The following is a 17,483-nucleotide window of genomic DNA, read 5'->3' on the forward strand; positions in this document are numbered from 1 at the left end:
GAGTGAACGGGGTCGTTGGTGTACTGGTATACCATCGCCTTCGTCAGATGAGGAGTCTCATGACGGAACCCGTCGACGCCGGCACGCTCGCCGCGCTCCGCGCCGTGAGCACGGCAACGGTCACCACGCAGCTCATGGCGCGCGGCCTGCGCAACGCGTTCCTGGCCGGCCTGGTGCCCCTGAACCCCGCGCAGCCCCGGATGGTCGGGGAGGCCTTCACCCTCCGCTGCATCCCGTCGCGCGAGGACGTGGACACCCTGTCGGTCTTCCAGGACTACGACCACCCGCAGCGCAAGGCCGTGGAGTCGGTGCCGCCCGGTGCCGTGCTCGTCGTCGACGCGCGGGGGCAGACCCGTGCGGCATCGCTCGGCCACATCCTCGCCACGCGGTTGCTGCGTCGCGGTGCGGCAGGGTTCGTCACGGACGGGGCCGTGCGCGACAGCGAGGGGTTCTCCGAGCTGGCCATGCCGACGTTCGCCGCCGGCGCCGCGGCCACCACCAACCTCGCCCAGCACCACGCCGTGGACATGCAGGTGCCGATCGGCTGCGCCGAGGTGCCGGTCTACCCCGGCGACATCATGGTCGGCGACCGGGACGGCGTGGTCTGCGTGCCGCGCCACCTCGCGGCCGAGGTCGCCGCGGCGGCCGTCGAGCAGGAGCGGCTCGAGGAGTTCGTGCTCGAGAAGATCGAGTCGGGGGCGCCGCTGCGCGGGACGTACCCGCCTGACGAGACGACGCTGGCCGAGTATCGCAGCCGCGGCTAGCGGGCCCGGAACTCGCGCAGGCGGATGATCGAGCGCTGGATGTGCCCGCGCAGGAGCTCCTCGGCGTCGGCGGCCCGCCCCTCCTGCACGGCGGTGAGGATCTCGCGGTGCTCCTCCAGCTCGGTGCGCCAGGTGGGCCACTGCTCCCAGAGCAGGCTCACCGTGCCGAGCGCGGTGAGGTCCTGGAGGTCGTCGAGCGAGCGCACGGCCAGCTCGTTGGCGCAGGTCGAGTACAGGAGGCGGTGGAAGCGGCGGTTGGCGAGGCTCAGGCCCGCGTGGTCGTCGGCTTCCACGAAGCGCGCGGCGTCCTCGAGCGCCCGGCGCGCCTCGGCCACGTCGAGCGTGCCGGCGGCGGCCACCTGACCCGCCGCCCACGGCTCCAGGAGCATCCGCATCTCGTAGACGTGCTGGACGTCCTCGGGCCGCATGCGGCGCACGGCGACGCCGCGGTTGCGGGTGGGCGTGAGCAGGCCGGAGGAGGTGAGGGCGATCAGCGCCTCCCGCACGGGGGTCTTCGAGACCCCGAGCTGGTCGGCGATCCGGCGTTCGACGAGCAGCTCGTCGGGGTGCAGGCGGCCGGCCAGGATCGCCGACTTGATCGACGCCGCCACCAGGTCGGAGCGGGTGGTGGATCGGCCCAGCGGGGGCAGCACCGGGGCCTGTTCGGGCGTCACGAGCTTGGTATACCACGCCGCGGACGGGTCTCCGCGCCGTAGCGGCAGGCGACGTCCGCGGGCTACGTTCGACGCCATGAGGCTCGGCAGCGTGCTCCCGATGGCAGGTCCGGCGGCGGGCGGGCCGGCCTGAGCCACGTGGAGATCTGGCCGGGATCGCCGTACCCGCTGGGCGCCAACTACGACGGCAGCGGCACGAACTTCGCGCTCTTCTCCGAGGTGGCGGAGCGGGTGGAATTGTGTCTGTTCGACGAGAACGGGCACGAGACCCGCGTCGACCTGCCCGAACGCGAGGTGCTGATCTGGCACGGCTACCTGCCGCGGGTGCGGCCGGGGCAGCGCTACGGGTACCGGGTGCACGGCCCGTACGACCCCGAGTCGGGCCTGCGGTGCAACCCGGCGAAGCTGCTGCTGGACCCGTACGCCAAGGCGATCGACGGGGACGTGCGCTGGGACGAGTCGCTGTTCTCCTACCGGTTCGGTGAGCCCAGGTCGCTCAACGACGACGACTCGGCGCCGTTCACGCCGCGGTCGGTGGTGGTGAACCCGTTCTTCGACTGGACCGGCGACCGGACGCTGCGCATCCCCTACCACGAGACCGTCATCTACGAGGCGCACGTCAAGGGCATGACGATGACGCACCCGGAGGTCCCGCCGGAGATCAGGGGGACGTACTCCGGGCTCGTGCACCCGGTGGTGATCCAGCACCTCAAGGAGCTGGGCGTCACCGCGGTCGAGCTGATGCCGGTGCACCAGTTCGTGCACGACCACGGGCTGCGGGAGCGCGGCCTGTCGAACTACTGGGGCTACAACACGATCGGCTTCTTCGCCCCGCACAACGAGTACGCGTCCTTCGGCACCCGCGGTGAGCAGGTGCAGGAGTTCAAGACGATGGTCAAGCAGTTCCACCGGGCGGGGATCGAGGTGATCCTCGACGTGGTCTACAACCACACGGCGGAGGGCAGCCACCTCGGCCCGACTCTGTCGTTCCGGGGGATCGACAACCTCAACTACTACCGGGTGGTCGCCGAGCAGCCGGAGTTCTACTACGACACCACCGGCACCGGCAACAGCCTCAACGTCCGCGCCCACGAGTCGCTGCGCCTGATCATGGACTCGCTGCGCTACTGGGTGCTGGAGATGCACGTCGACGGGTTCCGCTTCGACCTCGCGGCGGCGCTGGCCAGGGAGTTCCACGCGGTCGACCGGCTCGCCGCGTTCTTCGACCTCGTCAACCAGGACCCGGTGGTCAGCCAGGTCAAGCTGATCGCCGAGCCGTGGGACGTGGGCGAGGGCGGCTACCAGGTGGGCGGGTTCCCGTCGCTGTGGACGGAGTGGAACGGCAAGTTCCGCGACACCGTGCGGGACTTCTGGCGCGGCGAGCCGGCCAGCCTCGGCGAGTTCGCCTCCCGCTTCACCGGGTCCTCCGACCTGTACGAGAAGGACAACCGGCTCCCGATCGCGTCCATCAACTTCGTCACGGCGCACGACGGCTTCACGCTGAACGACCTCGTCTCCTACAACGAGAAGCACAACGAGGCCAACGGCGAGGACAACCGCGACGGGGAGAGCCACAACCGGTCGTGGAACCACGGCGTCGAGGGGCCCACGGACGACGGCGACATCCACGCGCTGCGCGAGCGCCAGAAGCGCAACCTGGTGGCCACCCTGCTGCTGTCGCAGGGCGTGCCGATGCTCTCCCACGGCGACGAGCTGGGCCGTACCCAGTACGGCAACAACAACGTGTACTGCCAGGACAACGAGCTCGCGTGGATCGACTGGTCGGCCGCCCGGGAGAACTCGGTGCTCACCGATTTCGTCGCCGAGGTGGCGGCGCTGCGCCGCGAGCACCCCGTGTTCCGCAGGCGCCGCTTCTTCCAGGGACGCCCGATCCGGGGCTCGAGCATCGAGGACATCGCCTGGCTGCGCCCGGACGGCCGGCCGATGAGCGAGGACGACTGGAACACCGGGTTCGCGCGTTCGCTCGCCGTCTACCTCAACGGTGAGGGCATCCCGGAGCGCGACGAGATCGGCCGCCGCGTGGTGGACGACTCGTTCCTGCTGCTGTTCAACGCCCACCACCAGGCCGTTCCGTTCACGTTTCCCGGCGAGGCGTACGGGCGGATGTGGACCATCGTGCTGGACACGGCCGACCCGTTGCGGGCCCGGGCCCGCAGACGCGAGCGGGACGCGAAGCCGGGTGGCAGGCTCCGCATCACAGCCCGCTCACTGATGGTGCTGCGCAAACACTTCTGAACGGAGAGCCATGATCTTCATCGTCGTCAAGTTCACCATCAAGCCCGAGCACGCCGACGAGTGGCTCGACCGGGTGGCGGGCTTCACCGAGGCCACCCGCGCCGAGCCGGGCAACATCTTCTTCGAGTGGAACCGCAGCGTCGACGACCCCAACCAGTTCGTGCTGGTGGAGGCGTTCCAGGACGACGCAGCGGCAGCGCACGTCGGGGCCGACCACTTCAAGGAGTTCGTCAACTGGGCTCCGGACGTCGTGGCCACCACGCCCGACATCATCAGCGTCCAGGGCGTGCCCGGCGAGGGCTGGTCCAAGATGGGCGAGATCAGCCCCCGTTGATCCGCGGTCAGCGGGCGCGCCGCAGGCCGATCCACTGCAGGTCGGCGAACACCGCCACCGCGGCGGCCTGGGCGAGCACCACGGCCACGCCGAGCCCGGTGAACTCGTCCCGGCCGGCCACGGCAGCGCCGATGCTGCCCAGCACCCATGCGGTGTTCCCGAGGACCACGACCCACGCGCCGGTCCTCGGGATCACCGGACGGGCCGCGAGGAGCACGAGCACGAGCGCGTAGCCGAGCAGGAAGGCCCCGGTGGCGCGCAGCCCGCTCTCGGCGGCGCCGAGCGGGGCGGCGAGCGAGGCGGCCGCGACGAGGCCGAGCAGCCCCAGCCCGCCCGAGCCCGCGGCGTCGAGGCGCAACGCGAACCGCAGCAGCCGGCCCCCGTCCCGGACGGCGGTGATGCGGGCGAGCGAGATGGCGGTCATGGCGATCCTCCTGGCGTCGAGTGCTGTCGGGATCGACTCTCGCCGGAAGGCGGTCCTCCGGTCGATGACGCCGGAGGTAATGCGTCAGGAGCGGACGTCGTTGTTCGCGGTGGCGCCCATGACCTTGCCGGGCAGGTCGTCGAACATCGACGCGGCGTCGAGCTGTTGCATCGCCCCGTCGCGCTGCTGGGGGGCGCTCTCGCCCTGCTCCGGCGTCGCGGTGCGGACCTTGACGTCGGTGTTGCGCGACTCCTGGGTCTCGCCCAGGTTCACGGTCTCGCCCGGGCTGGGCAGCCGGTCGGTGGGCAGCGCGTCGGCCGTCGGCAGCTGCGGGGCGCCGCGGTCGGCGGTGTGCACGCCGGTGTCCCGGATCGTGAAGAGTTGGGGCAGGTCGGGCAGCTGCGGCCCGCTGGGCGCCTCGCCCACGACCTGCGGCGTGGAGCGGTTCTCCGGTGCCTGGGCGGTCTCGTCGGTGGTCGGCCGTTCGGGGTCGGCCGGGGCGGGGGCGGCGAACACGGGGCTCGCGAGCCCCACCCCGGCCACGGCGATCCCGGCCACGGCGGCGGTGGCGCGCAGGCCGCGCCGAGCAAGGCTGCTCATCGGCAATCCCTTCGTGCGGGCGGTCGTCGGGGAGCGACGCTGATCTCGGAGGCACAACGAGGCCCGGGGGAGCCGAGATGTCGGACGTCCACCGCTCGTGGTGCCCGGTTCACCCGAACCGGTTGCGGAGAACCCGCAGGTGGGGGCGGTGCTGTCGCGCGCGGTGACGGGATCGGCCCCGAACGCGCTGCGCGGTGCCCGCGGCGCCCGGCATCATCATCCGCGTGGTGCTGCTGCGACGGGTGGGAACCGGACTCGGGGTCGGGCTGGGAGTCGGAGCCGGTGCGGCGGGGATCGGGTGGTTCTACTCGTCGGTGCTGCTCGACACGTCGGTGCGTCCGGTGTTCCCGGAACGGGTGCTCGCCGTCGGCGACGGCACGGTGGTGCTCGCGGCGAGCAGGCTCGCCGCCCAGCCCGGGACCTGGGGGCTGCGGTGGGCCACCGAGCGGGGCAGCGGGCTCGCGGTGATGGGCCCGGTGGCGGTGGCGGACCGGCGGGAGGTGGTGCGGCCGCTCGTGGACGGGGACACCCCGGAACCCGGCACGCCCGCCGTGCTCGACGCGGGCCCCTACGACCCCGACCCGGCGGCGCGCGGCCTGCCGTTCGAGGACGTCGACGTGCCCGGCCCGCTCGGGGCCTACCCGGCCTGGTGGGTGCCCGCGGCCGGCGACACGTGGGTGGTGCTGGTGCACGGTCGGGGCGGCGCTCGCCGCGAGGCGTTGCGGATCCTCCCCACACTGCACGCGCTGGGCCTCCCGCAACTGGTGATCACCTACCGCAACGACGAGGGCGCGCCCGCGAGCCCGGACGGGCGTTACCACCTGGGCGACACGGAGTGGGAGGACGTCGAGGCCGCCGTCCGGTTCGCGGTGGCGCGGGGTGCGCGCCGGATCGTGCTGTACGGCTGGTCGATGGGGGGCGCTGTCACGGGCGCGTTCCTCGACCGCTCGGTCGAGGCGGATCGCGTGGCGGCCGTCGTCTGGGACGCGCCGCTGGTGGACTGGCGGGCGACGCTGCGGCGGCAGGCGCGCAACCGGCACCTGCCACCGGGGCTGTCGCCGCTCGCGACTGCCGTGACGAGCAGGCGGATCGGGATCGACTTCGACCGGTTCGACCTGGTGCGCAATCCGCCCGCCGTCCGGCCGCCGACGCTCGTCGTGCACAGCGCGGGCGACACCGCGGTGCCGGTGTCGGCCAGCAGGGCCCTCGCCGCCGCGGCGCCGGGGCTGGACTGGCCGCTGCGCTACCTCGAGGTTCCCGAGGCCGAGCACACCGGTTCCTGGAACGCCGACCCGGCCGCCTACGAGCGCGCCGTGTCGTCATTCCTCGAGGACGTGCTGGGCTGACCGACGCTCCGACGAGGGTGCTGGCACGATAGGGGGGTGACGGAAGCAGGAAACGGCAAGCACACCGCGACGCTCCGGACGAACCAGGGCGACATCCGGATCGTTCTCTTCCCGGACCACGCCCCGAAGACGGTTGCGAACTTCGTCGGGCTGGCCACGGGGGAGAAGCCCTACAGCCAGCCCAACGCGAAGGGCGGCACGTCGGGGCCGTTCTACGACGGCTCGATCTTCCACCGGGTCATCGGCGGGTTCATGATCCAGGGCGGTGACCCCACCGGCACCGGCCGCGGCGGCCCGGGGTACCAGTTCGCCGACGAGATCCACCCGGACCTGCGTTTCGACCGCCCCTACCTGCTGGCCATGGCCAACGCGGGCCCCGGACCGGCCGGCACGGGCACCAACGGCTCGCAGTTCTTCATCACCGTGTCCACGCCCGACTGGCTCAACCGCAAGCACACGATCTTCGGTGAGGTGGCCGACGCGGAGTCGCGGGCCGTGGTCGACGCGATCGCCGCCACGGCCACCGACCGTTCGGACCGGCCGCTCAACGACGTGGTCATCGAGCACGTCGAGATCCACGACTGACCGACTCATGAGATGACGTATCCCGCCGGACCGCCGCCGTACCAACCCGGGGGCACTCCCTACGGCCCTCCTGCCGTGTGCGTGCGGCACCCCGACCGGGCCACCGGGCTCAGCTGCACCAGGTGCGGCCGCCCGTCGTGCCCGGAGTGCCTCCGCGAGGCCTCGGTGGGATACCAGTGCGTCGACTGCGTCGCCGAGGGGCAGCGCACGGCGCCCCGGCCTGCCTCGGTCGCCGGTGCCCGCCCCGGCGGCCGGCCGGTGGTGGTGCCCACGCTGATCGCGGTGAACGCCGTGGTCTTCGTGCTCACCGCCCTCCAGGCGGCCAACCCCGTGTACAACTCCAACTCGGTGCTGTTCCGCGAGCTGTCGCTGGTGCCGGGGTTCGTGCACGCGGGCGAGTGGTGGCGGGTCCTCACGGCCGGGTTCCTGCACATCGGCCCGATCCACCTGATCGTCAACATGCTGGCGCTGTGGATGCTGGGCCGCGACCTGGAGGTCGTGCTCGGGCGCGGCCGGTTCCTCGCCCTGTACCTCGTGTCGCTGCTGGGCGGCTCGGCCGCCGTGATGCTCTTCTACGCGGCCAACGACCAGGTCGCGGGTGCGTCGGGTGCGGTGTTCGGGCTGATGGGTGCGCTGGTGGTGGTGCTGCGGCGCCTCCGGGCCCCCGCCGGGCAGGTCTTCGGGATCATCGGCATCAACGTGCTGATCAGCGTGGTGCTCCCCGGGATCTCGTTGATCGGCCACCTCGGCGGGCTCGCGGTCGGTGCGATCGCCACGGCGGCGCTGGTCTACGCGCCCCCGCGCAACCGCACCGCGGTGCAGGTCGCCGCGATCGGCGGGCTCACCGTCGTGCTGCTCGTCCTGATCTGGCTCACCACGCTGCGCTGACCTGCCCCGGGAACGACGACGGCGGGGCCCCTCGTCAGGGTCCCCGCCGTGGCTCGTCGGGATGGGTCAGGCGGGTGGATTGCAGCCGCAGCCCGAGCTGCAGCCGTCGGTTCCCCGCATCGGGAAAGTCCTCGCCATCCAGACTCCCTTCGTCGCGTTCATCGATGGTATGACCGGCGACACCCCGAGCACGACCGCACGTTCGGGCGGCGTGTCGGGCACGCGGAGTACCCCGTCTGGTGCATGTGGGGGACGTTGCCCGCCTCATGGCCTAATAGCTTGCAGCTGCGGCACGACATCCTCGGGGTCGGCCGCGAGGTCGAGCCGGCCGAACACCAGCAACCGTTCGGTGCCGTCGGCGGCGACCGTGTCGACCTCCAGGAGCGAGGTCTCCCGGCCGAGCCGCCGGGTGCGCAGCACCCGCATCCCGGTGACGAACGGCCACGGGTGGTGGCGCGAGCGGAGCAGCCCGCCGACCGTCAGCCCGTCGGCATCGGCGCGCAGGCGCGGCCTGGCGCGGGTACCGAACAGGGCGGCGACGCCCGCTCCGACGGCGGCCACGGCCGCCAACAGGCCTCCGGCGGGGTCGGCCCCCGTCCACCACAGCGCCGCGCACCAGGCGGCGGCGCAGGCGGCGAGCAGCCAGGCCAGCACGACGAGGCCCGCGGCCGGGCTCCACTCCCGGACCCCGGGTGAATCATGATCACTCATACGTGTTGATCACGGACGGTGACTTGTCCACAGCACCTGTCCACACTGGGGACTACTCACAATGGTGTATTTAGCCTGGTCAGCGCCACCGCATGGTCATCAACAGGCCGATCACGATCAGTGAGAACCCGATGGCGAAGTTCCACGGCCCGAGCGTGGCCATGAATGAGATCGACTCGCCGGCCAGGTAGTTCACGACGAGCCACGCGAGCCCCAGGAGCATCACGCCGAGCATCACGCCGATGTAGATCGGGTGCGTCGGCCCCGCGACCTTCACCGGGGTGGTGCCGGGGCGGTTGGGGGGCGGGGTGTAGGCCGCCTTCTTCCGGACCTTGGACTTCGGCATGGGCGCTGACCTCGGATACGTCGGAGTGCGTGGCAGCTCCCACGGTAGCGTGCCCGCGGAACGCCGTGCTCAGGCGCTCGCGGAGACGGCCGCAGCCTCCGCGGAGAGGGCCGCCACGGTGGGCTCCGGCACCGGGTGCCCGGCAGCGGCCATCCAGTTGGCCAGCAGCCGGTGCCCGCCCTCCGTGAGCACCGACTCCGGGTGGAACTGCACCCCCACCACGGGCAGCTCGCGGTGCCGGACGGCCATGATCACGCCGCCGTCGGTGCGACCGGTGACCTCCAGCTCGGCGGGCACCGTGTCGGGCCGGATCGACAGCGAGTGGTACCGGGTGGCCACGAACGGGCTCGGCAGGCCGGCGAGCACGCCCGTGCCGTCGTGGTGCACCAGCGACGTCTTGCCGTGCAGCAGCTCGGGTGCCCGTTCGACCACACCACCCCACGCCACGCCGATGGCCTGGTGGCCGAGGCAGACCCCCAGCACCGGCAGTGCGCGGTCGGCGCTGCGGCGGATCACCTCGATGCTCGCGCCCGCCCGCTCCGGAGTGCCGGGGCCGGGGCTGACGAGCACGCCGTCGACCTGGTCCAGCTCGTCGAGGTCGACCTCGTCGTTGCGCCGCACCGTGACCTGCGCCCCGAGCTGGGCGAGGTACTGCACGAGGTTGTAGACGAAGCTGTCGTAGTTGTCGACGACGAGGACGCGCATGGCGCCAGTCTGCCCGATCCCGGCGGGTGGCACCGCCGATTAGTGACGCGACTAGTTGACGAGGCCACCCGGGGCGTCGCCGACGGTGAGGGTGATCTGCTGGTCGGTGGACACCTTCTCGCCCGCCCGGACCGACTGCTCGATCACCCGGCCGTCGTCGGAGTCGTTGTTGACCGTCTCCCGCCGGATCTGGATGCGCCGGAACCCGAGCTCGTTGAGCCGGTCCTGCGCCTGCTCCTCGCGCATGTCGACCACGTTCGGCATCGTGACCTCGCCGCCGTCGCCGCTGCCGGTGAGCAGCTCGACCTCCGTGCCCGGCGGCACGCGCTCGCCCACGGCCGGGCTGGTGCCGCTGACCCGGTCGTTGTCGTCGGCGTTGTCCGGACGGTCCGCACGCAACCCGAGCTCGCGCAGCGCGCTCTCGGCGTCGTCCATGTCCTGGCCGACGACGTCGGGGATCTGCACGCCGGTCTGCTGGGCGCCGATCACGACGTTGACCGGGTCGCCGCCCTTCGCGGCCTGACCTGCCTTCGGGTCTGAGTCGATGACGTGGTTGACGAGCGCGGGGTCGGACGTCGGTTGCTGGCTCTGGTTGCCCAGCTCGAGCCCCGCCTGTTCCAGCGCGGCCTGCGCCTCGGCGAGGGTCATGCCCTCCAGCCTCGGCACGTTGACGCTCGCCGGGCCGCTCCCGACGATCAGGGTGACCGCTGAGCGCTCGTCGACCACGGTGCCCGCCGGCGGGTTCGTCTCGAGCACCTTGTCCTTCTGGTCGACCGGTGACTCCCTGGTCTGGGTGTCGGCCCAGCGCAGCCCGGCGGCGATGATCTGGTTGCGAGCGTCGGTCTCGGACAGGCCTGTGACCGCGGGCACCGCCACCGTCTGGGGGGCCGGCGGGCCGCTCAGCACCTGGTAGGCCACGAAGCCGACCACGCCGAGCGCGAGCACCACGGCCAGCGCGATCCCGATCACCTTGCCGGTGCTGCGCCGCGGCGGTTCGTCGTAGTAGTCGTCGTAGTCGTCCGCGGGCGGCGGGCCGCTGTGGCGGCCGTTGATCCGCCGCGTGGCGGCCGTGGCCGGGCTCGAGGCGATCATGGCCGTGCGCTCGTCGTCGCTCATCACGAGCGGCGCCATCGGGGCTTGCCCGTTGCGCACCCGGACGAGGTCGGAGCGCATCTCGGCGGCGGACTGGTAGCGGTTGAGCGGGTTCTTCGACAGCGCCTTGAGCACGACGGCGTCGAGCGAGGACGGGATGCTCGGGTTGAGCTCCGAGGGCCGCCGCGGCTCCTCCCGCACGTGCTGGTAGGCCACGGCCACCGGGGTGTCGCCGGTGAACGGCGGCTCGCCGGTGAGCAGCTCGAACAGCACGCAGCCCGCCGCGTACACGTCGGAGCGGGCGTCCACGGCCTCACCGCGGGCCTGCTCCGGCGACAGGTACTGGGCCGTGCCGATCACCGCGGCCGTCTGGGTGACGTTCTGGCCCTCGCCCAGCGCGCGGGCGATGCCGAAGTCCATCACCTTGACCGCGCCCGCGTTGTTGATCATGATGTTGGCGGGCTTGACGTCGCGGTGGATGATGTTGTGGCGGTGGCTGAAGTCGAGGGCGGCGCACACGTCGGCCATCACCTCGATGACCTGCCGCTGCGACAACGGACCCTGGGTCTTGACGATCTCGCGCAGCGTCTGCCCGTCGACGTACTCCATCACGATGTACGGCAGCGGACCGAACTCGCTCTCGACCTCGCCGGTGTCGTACACGGCGACGATCGCGGGGTGGTTGAGCGCCGCGGCGTTCTGGGCCTCGCGGCGGAAGCGCATCTGGAACTGGGGATCACGCGCCAGGTCGGCCCGGAGCACCTTCACGGCGACGTCGCGGCCCAGCCGCGTGTCGAGACCGCGATGCACCTCGGACATGCCGCCGTAACCGAGCACTTCGCCCAGTTCGTAGCGCTCGGACAACAGTCGGGGGGTGGTCATCGGTGCCGGTTCCTGGGAGTCATGGATGATTCGGACATCATGCCGGGCCGCGTCGCCCAGTGGGGTGGCCTGTCGGCCACCGCAGCGCCAGGCCGTCGGTTGGACGGGTTCACCGGACGCTCCCCGTGACGATCACCAGGGAGCGCAGCCCGCCGGGTACCGCCGAACTGGTCGGGATGCCCTCCCGACCCGCTACGGTACCGGGTCCGGCACCCTGCGGGGTCGGATCGACGCTTCCGATGGCCGGTAGCCCGCCACGGAACAGGAGCACGCCGACCGCGACGGCGGCGAGGGTGAGCAGCACGAACAGCACGAGCAACAGGGTGCGGCCGGACGACCTCGGCTGCAGCCGGAAGGACTGCGACGACGCGCGGTGCGCCGGCGCGGCCGGGGTGGCGTGCCGGGTGGCAGGGGCCGGCTGGGCCCGCGCGGGGCGCACCGGATCCGGTGCCGGCCTGCGGGTGGGCGCCGGTGCGGGCTGCGCGGCCTGCGGCACCGGCCGCGGCGGCGCGGGCCACGGCGGGCGAGGGGCCGGGCGCGCCGGGATCGGCGCCGACAGTGGCGCGGACGGCGGTGCCGACCGGGGAGCCGCCTTGGGCACGGCCTTCGCGGCCGCCCGTACGGGGGTGGCCGGCGTGCGCGGCGGGCTGATGGTGCCGGTCACGGCGCCCACCGGCGGCAGCGGTTCGCCCCGGCGCACCGCGGCCACGGCGAGCGCGAACTCGCCCCCGGTGGAGTAGCGCTGCGCGGGGTCCTTCACGAGCGCGGCTTCGATCAGCTCGCGGGCGCCCGCCGGGACGCTCGCAGGCAGCGGCGGTGGCTCCTCCCTGACCTGCATCATCGCCACCGCCACCGCGCTGTCTGCGCGGAACGGGCGGTGGCCGGCCAGGCACTCGTACCCGACGATCCCCAGCGAGTAGACGTCGCTCGCCGGGCCGGCCTCCGCGCCGCTCGCCTGCTCGGGGGCGATGTAGTGGGCGGTGCCCATCACCATGCCCGAACGCGTGACCGGAACGGCGTCGGCGGCCTTCGCGATGCCGAAGTCGGTGAGCTTCACGACCCCGTCGGTGCGCACCAGGATGTTGCCGGGCTTCACGTCGCGGTGCACGAACCCGCGCTCGTGCGCCGCCTGCAGCGCCCACGCCGCGTCCTCGATCATCCGCAGCGTCTCGTCGGTGTCGATCGGGCCGCGGGAGATCAGCGTGGACAGCGGCTCGCCGCGCACCAGCTCCATCACCAGGTACGCCGTGCGCCTGCCGTTGGGGCCCTCGTCCTCGCCGTAGTCGTGCACGGCCGCGATGCCCGGGTTGTCGAGGGAGGCGACCGTGCGCGCCTCGATGCGGAACCGGTGCAGGAACTCCGGGTCGTCGCCCAGCTCCGGGCGCAGCACCTTGACCGCGACGCCCCGGCCCAGCCGGGTGTCCGAGGCCTCCCAGACCTCGCCCATGCCGCCGACGGCGATCCGCCGCTCGAGCAGGTAGCGGTCGTCGATCTTCTGGCCCGCAGCGAGGACGGTCACCGGTCGGTCCCCAACCCTGCGCGGATGACGGCGCGGCCGATCGGTGCCGCGACGGTGCCACCGGTGGCCGCAAGGTTGCTGCGGTCACCGCCGGACTCCACCAGGACCGCCACCGCGATCTGCGGGTCGTCGGCCGGCGCGAACGCGACGTACCAGACGTGCGGGGCCACCGCCTGCGGGTTGGCCCCGTGCTCGGCGGTGCCGGTCTTCGCCGCGATCTGCACGCCGGTGATCTTCCCGCTGCCCGAGTAGCTGTTCTCGTTGTTGACCATCATCTCGGTGAGCGTGCGCGCCACCGACGAGTCGACCGCCTGCCCGAGCCGGTCCGGCTCGGTGGTCTCGACCGGGGTGAGGTCCTGGCTCTGGATCTGGCTGATCAGGTGCGGTTGCATCACCACGCCGCCGTTGGCGATGGCGGCCACGACCATGGCGTTCTGCAGCGGCGTGAGCGCGACGTCACGCTGCCCGATGCTGGACTGCTGCAGGGCCGCGGTGTCCGGGATGTCGCCGATCGTGGAGGTGGCCACCGGCATCGGCACCTGCAGGTCGGTGGTGCCGATGCCGAACCGCTCGGCCTGGGTGCGCAACGCCTCCTCGCCGAGCTCGGCGGACAGCTGCGCGAACGCCGTGTTGCAGGAACGCTGCAGCGCGTCGCGCAGGCTGGCGGTCTCGCCGGTGCCGCAGGCGTTGCCGTTGAAGTTCTGCAGCTGTGTGTTCGTGCCCTGCAGGGTGATGGCCGACGCCGCCGTGAACTGGCTGTCGGGCGTGTACCGGCCGCTCGACAGCGCCGCCGCCACGTCGATGAGCTTGAACGTCGACCCGGGCGGATACGTCTCCGAGATCGCCCGGTTCGGCAGCACCGGCGGGTCGGCCTCGTTGAACCGCTGCCACGCCGACATCCGCTCGTCCGCGTCGTGGCTCGCGAGCTCGTTGGGGTCGAACGACGGCGTGGACACCATCGCGAGGATCTCACCGGTCTTCGGGCGCAGCGCCACGACCGCCCCGGTGTAGCCGCGGTCCGTCAGCTGGTCGTAAGCGGCGCGCTGCACGTCGGGGTCGAGGGTCAGCACCACGTTGCCGCCGCTCGGGTCGCGGCCGGTGATGAGGTCGGAGAGGCGGCGCGCGAAGAGCCGGTCGTCGCTGCCGTTGAGCACCTCGTCCGCGGCCCGCTCGACGCCGCTGGAGCTGTAGGTGATCGAGTAGTAGCCGGTGACCGGGGCGTACACCGGGCCGTCGGAGTACTGGCGCAGGTAGCGCAGCCGATCGTCGGTCTCGGTGCTGCTGGCGAGGATCTGGCCCTCCGCGCTGATCTGGCCGCGCTTGCGCGAGTACTCGGCCAGCAGCACCCGCTGGTTGCGCGGATCGCTGCGGTAGTCACCCGCCTGCACCACCTGAACGTAGGTGAGGTTGCCCATGAGCAGAAGGACCATGACCATCACTGCGATCGCCACACGGCGCACCGGGGTGTTCACGACGGCCGCTCCACCAGCTCGGTGCCCGCCTCGGCGATCGGGGGCAGCGGGGCGGCGGGCCGCCGCGGCAGCGGGGCCCGCGCGGCGTTGGAGATGCGCAGCAGCATTGCGACGAGCGCGTAGTTGGCGACGAGCGACGACCCGCCGTAGGACAGGAACGGCAGCGTGAGCCCGGTCAGCGGGATGAGCTTCGAGGCCCCGCCGATGACGATGAAGACCTGCAGCGCCAGCGTGAACGCCAGGCCGGTGGCGAGCAGCTTGCCGAAGCTGTCGCGCACGGCCAGCGAGCTGCGCAGCCCGCGCGTGATCAGCACCAGGTAGACGATGAGGATCGCCGCGAGCCCGATCAGGCCGAGCTCCTCACCGAGAGAGGACAGCATGAAGTCGCTCTCGGCGTACGGCACGAGGTCGGGGCGACCCGCACCGAGCCCGGTGCCGCCGACACCGCCCGTGCCGAGCCCGAACAGGGCCTGCGCGATCTGGAACCCGGTGTTGTCGAAGTCGGAGAACGGGTCGAGCCACACCTGCACGCGCACCCGCACGTGGCCGAACAGCTGGTAGGCCACCAGGCAGCCGCCGAGGAAGAACGAGAGCCCGATGAGCAGCCACGACACCCGCTCGGTCGCGACGTAGAGCAGCACCAGCACGATGCCGAAGAACAGCAGCGACGTGCCGAGGTCGCGCTCCAGCACGAGGACGCCGACCGAGAGCCCCCACGCCACGACGAGCGGGGCGAGGTCCCGGGCCCGCGGCAGCTCCATGCCCAGGAACCGCCTGCCCGCGGTGCTGAACAGCTCACGCTTCTGCACCAGGAAGGCCGCGAAGAACACGATCAGCAGGATCTTGGCGAACTCGCCGGGCTGGATGCCCACCCCGCCGATGCGGATCCACAGCTTGGCCCCGTTGACCTCCGAGATCGACGATGGCAGCAGGCCGGGCAGAGCGAGCAGCACCAGGCCGGTGAACCCGGCCGTGTAGGCGTACCGGGCGATCGTGCGGTGATCGCGCACCACCCACATCACCGCGACGAACAGGGCGACGCCGATCGCCGTCCACGCGACCTGCCGCGAGACCAGCTCCACCGGCGCGTCCCGGCCGGCCGCGAGCGCCCGCTCCACCCTGGCCAGGTCCAGCCGGTGGATCATCACCAGCCCCAGCCCGTTCAACAACGCCACGCAGGGCAGGATCAGCGGGTCGGCGTACGGCGCGAACCGGCGCACCGCGAGGTGCGCCACCGAGAAGAGCGCGAGGTAGGCCAGGCCCACCCACAGCAGCGCCTGCGTGAGCTCCTGCTCCTGGTTGGCCTCCACCAGCGCCAGCGCACTCGTCACCAGCACCGCGGCGAACGCGAGCAGCACGAGCTCGATCCCCCGGCCGGTGGGCAGCGGCGCGGGACTGGGCGGTGGCGAGCCGGTGCGGGGCGCGGGGATGCTCATCGGCCGCCCCTGAAGGCGCGCGGGCGGTGCCCGCGACGCTGACGCTCGCTCATTCAGCTCACCGACCGGCAGTTGGTCCCAGGCTCGGGCACAGGCGTGGGCAGCGGGGTCGTGTCGACCGGAGGCTGCTGCTGCTGCACGTTGGGATCGACGTTCGGATCGGGATTCGGTTGCTCCGGCGGTACCGGTTCGACCGGCTGGGGCGGCTGCGGCGGCTCCGGCGGCGGGCAGGGCTCCAGCATCCCGTCGCGCAGCCGGTCGACCGTGGCGCGGGCGCCCGCGATCCCGTCGGCGAGGATGCCGCCGCGCACCTGGCTGCGGTCGGCCTCCGGCAGGTCCGTCAACGCGATGTCGGTGCGCTCGGCCACCGAGTACAGCTGGAACCCCAGCACGTCACCGTGCACGCCCTGGAAGATCGCGACCTGCTCGCCGTCGGCACCGACGAAGTACTGCTGCATGACCCACATGCGCGCGAGGAAACCGCCCCCGACCAGCACCGCGAGCACCGCGACGATCGCGATCGCCACCTTGGGCGCCGTGCGGCGGCGGGCGGCAGGCGCGGCCTGCTGCGGCACGATCCGCTGCGGCGCCGTGCGGGTCATCGTGGTGGCCGACGCCCTGGCGGCCGCCGAGTCCGGCGGCGGCCCGTCCTCCGAACCGTCGCCGACCGAACCGCCCACGATCGGCGCGTCCTCACCGAAGTCGATGTCCACGACGTCGGCCACGATGCACGTGATGTTGTCCGGGCCACCGCCGCGCAAGGCCAGCTCGATCATCCGGTCCGCGCACTCCCGCGGATCCCGGTAGGCCTGCAACGTCTCGGCGAGGGTCTCGTCGCTCACCACACCCGACAACCCGTCGGAGCACAGCAGGTACCGGTCACCCGCCCGCGCCTCCCGGATAGTCAGCGACGGGTCCACCTCCTGGCCCGTGATCGCGCGCAGCAGCAGCGAGCGCTGCGGGTGGGTGTGCGCCTCCTCCTCGGTGATCCGGCCCTCGTCGATCAGCGACTGGACGAACGTGTCGTCCTTCGTGATCTGCGTCAGCACCCGATCGCGCAGCTGGTAGGCGCGGGAGTCTCCGATGTGCACCAGACCCAGCCGGTTGCCCGCGAACAGGATCGCCGTGAGCGTGGTGCCCATGCCCTCGAGATCCGGCGCGTCCGCGACGTGCCGTGTGATCGCCGCGTTGCCCTCCACCGTGGCGTCGCGCAGCTCGGCGAGCAGGTCGTCACCCGGGTCGTCCTCGTCCAACGGTGCCAGCGCCGCGATCACCAGCGACGACGCCACCTCACCCGCTGCGTGGCCACCCATCCCGTCGGCGAGCGCGAGCAGCCGGGGACCGGCGTACACGGCGTCCTGGTTGTTCTGCCGGACGAGCCCGCGGTCGCTGCGGGCGGAGTAGCGCAGGACCAGAGTCATCTCAGCGCTCCGACACTACGTTCAGGGC

Annotated in this window: 17 protein-coding genes; 6 read left to right on the forward strand and 11 right to left on the reverse strand. The window is 72.2% G+C overall.

What is annotated here, in order from left to right:
- Nucleotides 1-59: 59 nt before the first annotated feature.
- Nucleotides 60-764 (forward strand): ribonuclease activity regulator RraA, encoded by a 705-nt coding sequence (locus ACFPL3_RS07405; protein WP_343940893.1) that lies wholly within the window; start codon nucleotides 60-62, stop codon nucleotides 762-764.
- Here the strand turns inward: ACFPL3_RS07405 and ACFPL3_RS07410 are convergent.
- On the reverse strand, nucleotides 761-1,438 hold the full coding sequence (locus ACFPL3_RS07410) for a GntR family transcriptional regulator (protein ID WP_343940894.1): 678 nt from the start codon (nucleotides 1,436-1,438) through the stop codon (nucleotides 761-763). The two genes, ACFPL3_RS07405 and ACFPL3_RS07410, sit on opposite strands and share 4 nt — an antisense overlap.
- Nucleotides 1,439-1,576: 138 nt before the next feature.
- On the opposite strand from ACFPL3_RS07410, the gene glgX reads away from it, so the two are divergent.
- Entirely contained in the window at nucleotides 1,577-3,694 is a 2,118-nt protein-coding gene (glgX, locus tag ACFPL3_RS07415) for a glycogen debranching protein GlgX (RefSeq protein ID WP_343940895.1), read from the forward strand.
- Nucleotides 3,695-3,704: 10 nt separating this feature from the next.
- Nucleotides 3,705-4,028, forward strand: coding sequence for a putative quinol monooxygenase (locus ACFPL3_RS07420; protein ID WP_343940896.1), 324 nt, complete (start codon nucleotides 3,705-3,707; stop codon nucleotides 4,026-4,028).
- A 7-nt stretch (nucleotides 4,029-4,035) separates the two neighbouring features.
- Here ACFPL3_RS07420 and ACFPL3_RS07425 read toward each other — a convergent pair whose 3' ends face one another.
- Nucleotides 4,036-4,452, reverse strand: a complete 417-nt coding sequence (locus ACFPL3_RS07425) for a hypothetical protein (protein WP_343940897.1) — start codon at nucleotides 4,450-4,452, stop codon at nucleotides 4,036-4,038.
- An 84-nt stretch (nucleotides 4,453-4,536) separates the two neighbouring features.
- Nucleotides 4,537-5,052 carry a hypothetical protein gene (locus ACFPL3_RS07430; RefSeq protein ID WP_343940898.1) on the reverse strand — a complete coding sequence of 172 codons (516 nt, stop codon included), beginning with the start codon at nucleotides 5,050-5,052 and terminating at the stop codon, nucleotides 4,537-4,539.
- Between the two features lie 224 nt (nucleotides 5,053-5,276).
- Between ACFPL3_RS07430 and ACFPL3_RS07435 the strand changes: the two genes are divergently transcribed.
- From ACFPL3_RS07435 to ACFPL3_RS07445, 3 genes are all read left to right on the forward strand, one after another.
- On the forward strand, nucleotides 5,277-6,398 hold the full coding sequence (locus tag ACFPL3_RS07435; protein WP_343940899.1) for an alpha/beta hydrolase family protein: 1,122 nt from the start codon (nucleotides 5,277-5,279) through the stop codon (nucleotides 6,396-6,398).
- A 36-nt stretch (nucleotides 6,399-6,434) separates the two neighbouring features.
- Nucleotides 6,435-6,983: a peptidylprolyl isomerase gene (locus ACFPL3_RS07440; protein ID WP_343940900.1), complete on the forward strand. Its 549-nt coding sequence runs from the start codon at nucleotides 6,435-6,437 to the stop codon at nucleotides 6,981-6,983.
- Nucleotides 6,984-7,148: 165 nt separating this feature from the next.
- Nucleotides 7,149-7,871, forward strand: coding sequence for a rhomboid family intramembrane serine protease (locus ACFPL3_RS07445; RefSeq protein ID WP_343940901.1), 723 nt, complete (start codon nucleotides 7,149-7,151; stop codon nucleotides 7,869-7,871).
- 264 nt (nucleotides 7,872-8,135) lie between these two features.
- Here ACFPL3_RS07445 and ACFPL3_RS07450 read toward each other — a convergent pair whose 3' ends face one another.
- The 8 genes from ACFPL3_RS07450 to ACFPL3_RS07485 all read right to left on the reverse strand — a co-directional run bounded on the left by ACFPL3_RS07450 (nucleotide 8,136) and on the right by ACFPL3_RS07485 (nucleotide 17,455).
- A complete protein-coding gene (locus ACFPL3_RS07450) occupies nucleotides 8,136-8,582 on the reverse strand; it encodes a PH domain-containing protein (protein WP_343940902.1) in 447 nt (148 codons plus the stop codon).
- Nucleotides 8,583-8,661: 79 nt separating this feature from the next.
- Complete coding sequence (crgA, locus tag ACFPL3_RS07455; protein ID WP_343940903.1) at nucleotides 8,662-8,928, reverse strand: cell division protein CrgA; 267 nt, start codon at nucleotides 8,926-8,928, stop codon at nucleotides 8,662-8,664.
- A gap of 69 nt (nucleotides 8,929-8,997) precedes the next feature.
- Nucleotides 8,998-9,633 carry an aminodeoxychorismate/anthranilate synthase component II gene (locus ACFPL3_RS07460; RefSeq protein ID WP_343940904.1) on the reverse strand — a complete coding sequence of 212 codons (636 nt, stop codon included), beginning with the start codon at nucleotides 9,631-9,633 and terminating at the stop codon, nucleotides 8,998-9,000.
- A gap of 51 nt (nucleotides 9,634-9,684) precedes the next feature.
- Complete coding sequence (gene pknB / locus ACFPL3_RS07465) at nucleotides 9,685-11,607, reverse strand: Stk1 family PASTA domain-containing Ser/Thr kinase (RefSeq protein WP_343940905.1); 1,923 nt, start codon at nucleotides 11,605-11,607, stop codon at nucleotides 9,685-9,687.
- A gap of 109 nt (nucleotides 11,608-11,716) precedes the next feature.
- The gene (locus tag ACFPL3_RS07470; protein ID WP_379588626.1) at nucleotides 11,717-13,126 is read right to left on the reverse strand and encodes a serine/threonine-protein kinase; all 1,410 of its coding nucleotides are present in this window, start codon (nucleotides 13,124-13,126) and stop codon (nucleotides 11,717-11,719) included.
- Nucleotides 13,123-14,598 carry a peptidoglycan D,D-transpeptidase FtsI family protein gene (locus ACFPL3_RS07475; RefSeq protein ID WP_379588628.1) on the reverse strand — a complete coding sequence of 492 codons (1,476 nt, stop codon included), beginning with the start codon at nucleotides 14,596-14,598 and terminating at the stop codon, nucleotides 13,123-13,125. The genes ACFPL3_RS07470 and ACFPL3_RS07475 overlap by 4 nt, the downstream gene beginning before the upstream one ends.
- Entirely contained in the window at nucleotides 14,595-16,034 is a 1,440-nt protein-coding gene (locus ACFPL3_RS07480) for an FtsW/RodA/SpoVE family cell cycle protein (protein ID WP_379588629.1), read from the reverse strand. Before ACFPL3_RS07480 ends, ACFPL3_RS07475 begins: the two co-directional genes overlap by 4 nt.
- Nucleotides 16,035-16,087: 53 nt before the next feature.
- Nucleotides 16,088-17,455 carry a PP2C family protein-serine/threonine phosphatase gene (locus ACFPL3_RS07485; protein WP_343940652.1) on the reverse strand — a complete coding sequence of 456 codons (1,368 nt, stop codon included), beginning with the start codon at nucleotides 17,453-17,455 and terminating at the stop codon, nucleotides 16,088-16,090.
- Nucleotides 17,456-17,483: the final 28 nt, after the last annotated feature.

This window comes from Pseudonocardia zijingensis (genome assembly GCF_042657305.1).
Taxonomy (GTDB): Bacteria; Actinomycetota; Actinomycetes; order Mycobacteriales; family Pseudonocardiaceae; genus Pseudonocardia; species Pseudonocardia zijingensis.

Bases quoted from the DNA above. Each gene is read 5' to 3' on its own strand.
- pknB (WP_343940905.1), bottom strand. From the start codon at position 11,607: ATGACCACCCCCCGACTGTTGTCCGAGCGCTACGAACTGGGCGAAGTG.
- ACFPL3_RS07420 (WP_343940896.1), top strand. From the start codon at position 3,705: ATGATCTTCATCGTCGTCAAGTTCACCATCAAGCCCGAGCACGCCGAC.
- crgA (WP_343940903.1), bottom strand. From the start codon at position 8,928: ATGCCGAAGTCCAAGGTCCGGAAGAAGGCGGCCTACACCCCGCCCCCC.
- ACFPL3_RS07485 (WP_343940652.1), bottom strand. From the start codon at position 17,455: ATGACTCTGGTCCTGCGCTACTCCGCCCGCAGCGACCGCGGGCTCGTC.
- ACFPL3_RS07450 (WP_343940902.1), bottom strand. From the start codon at position 8,582: ATGAGTGATCATGATTCACCCGGGGTCCGGGAGTGGAGCCCGGCCGCG.
- ACFPL3_RS07425 (WP_343940897.1), bottom strand. From the start codon at position 4,452: ATGACCGCCATCTCGCTCGCCCGCATCACCGCCGTCCGGGACGGGGGC.
- ACFPL3_RS07480 (WP_379588629.1), bottom strand. From the start codon at position 16,034: ATGAGCATCCCCGCGCCCCGCACCGGCTCGCCACCGCCCAGTCCCGCG.
- ACFPL3_RS07430 (WP_343940898.1), bottom strand. From the start codon at position 5,052: ATGAGCAGCCTTGCTCGGCGCGGCCTGCGCGCCACCGCCGCCGTGGCC.
- ACFPL3_RS07460 (WP_343940904.1), bottom strand. From the start codon at position 9,633: ATGCGCGTCCTCGTCGTCGACAACTACGACAGCTTCGTCTACAACCTC.
- ACFPL3_RS07405 (WP_343940893.1), top strand. From the start codon at position 60: ATGACGGAACCCGTCGACGCCGGCACGCTCGCCGCGCTCCGCGCCGTG.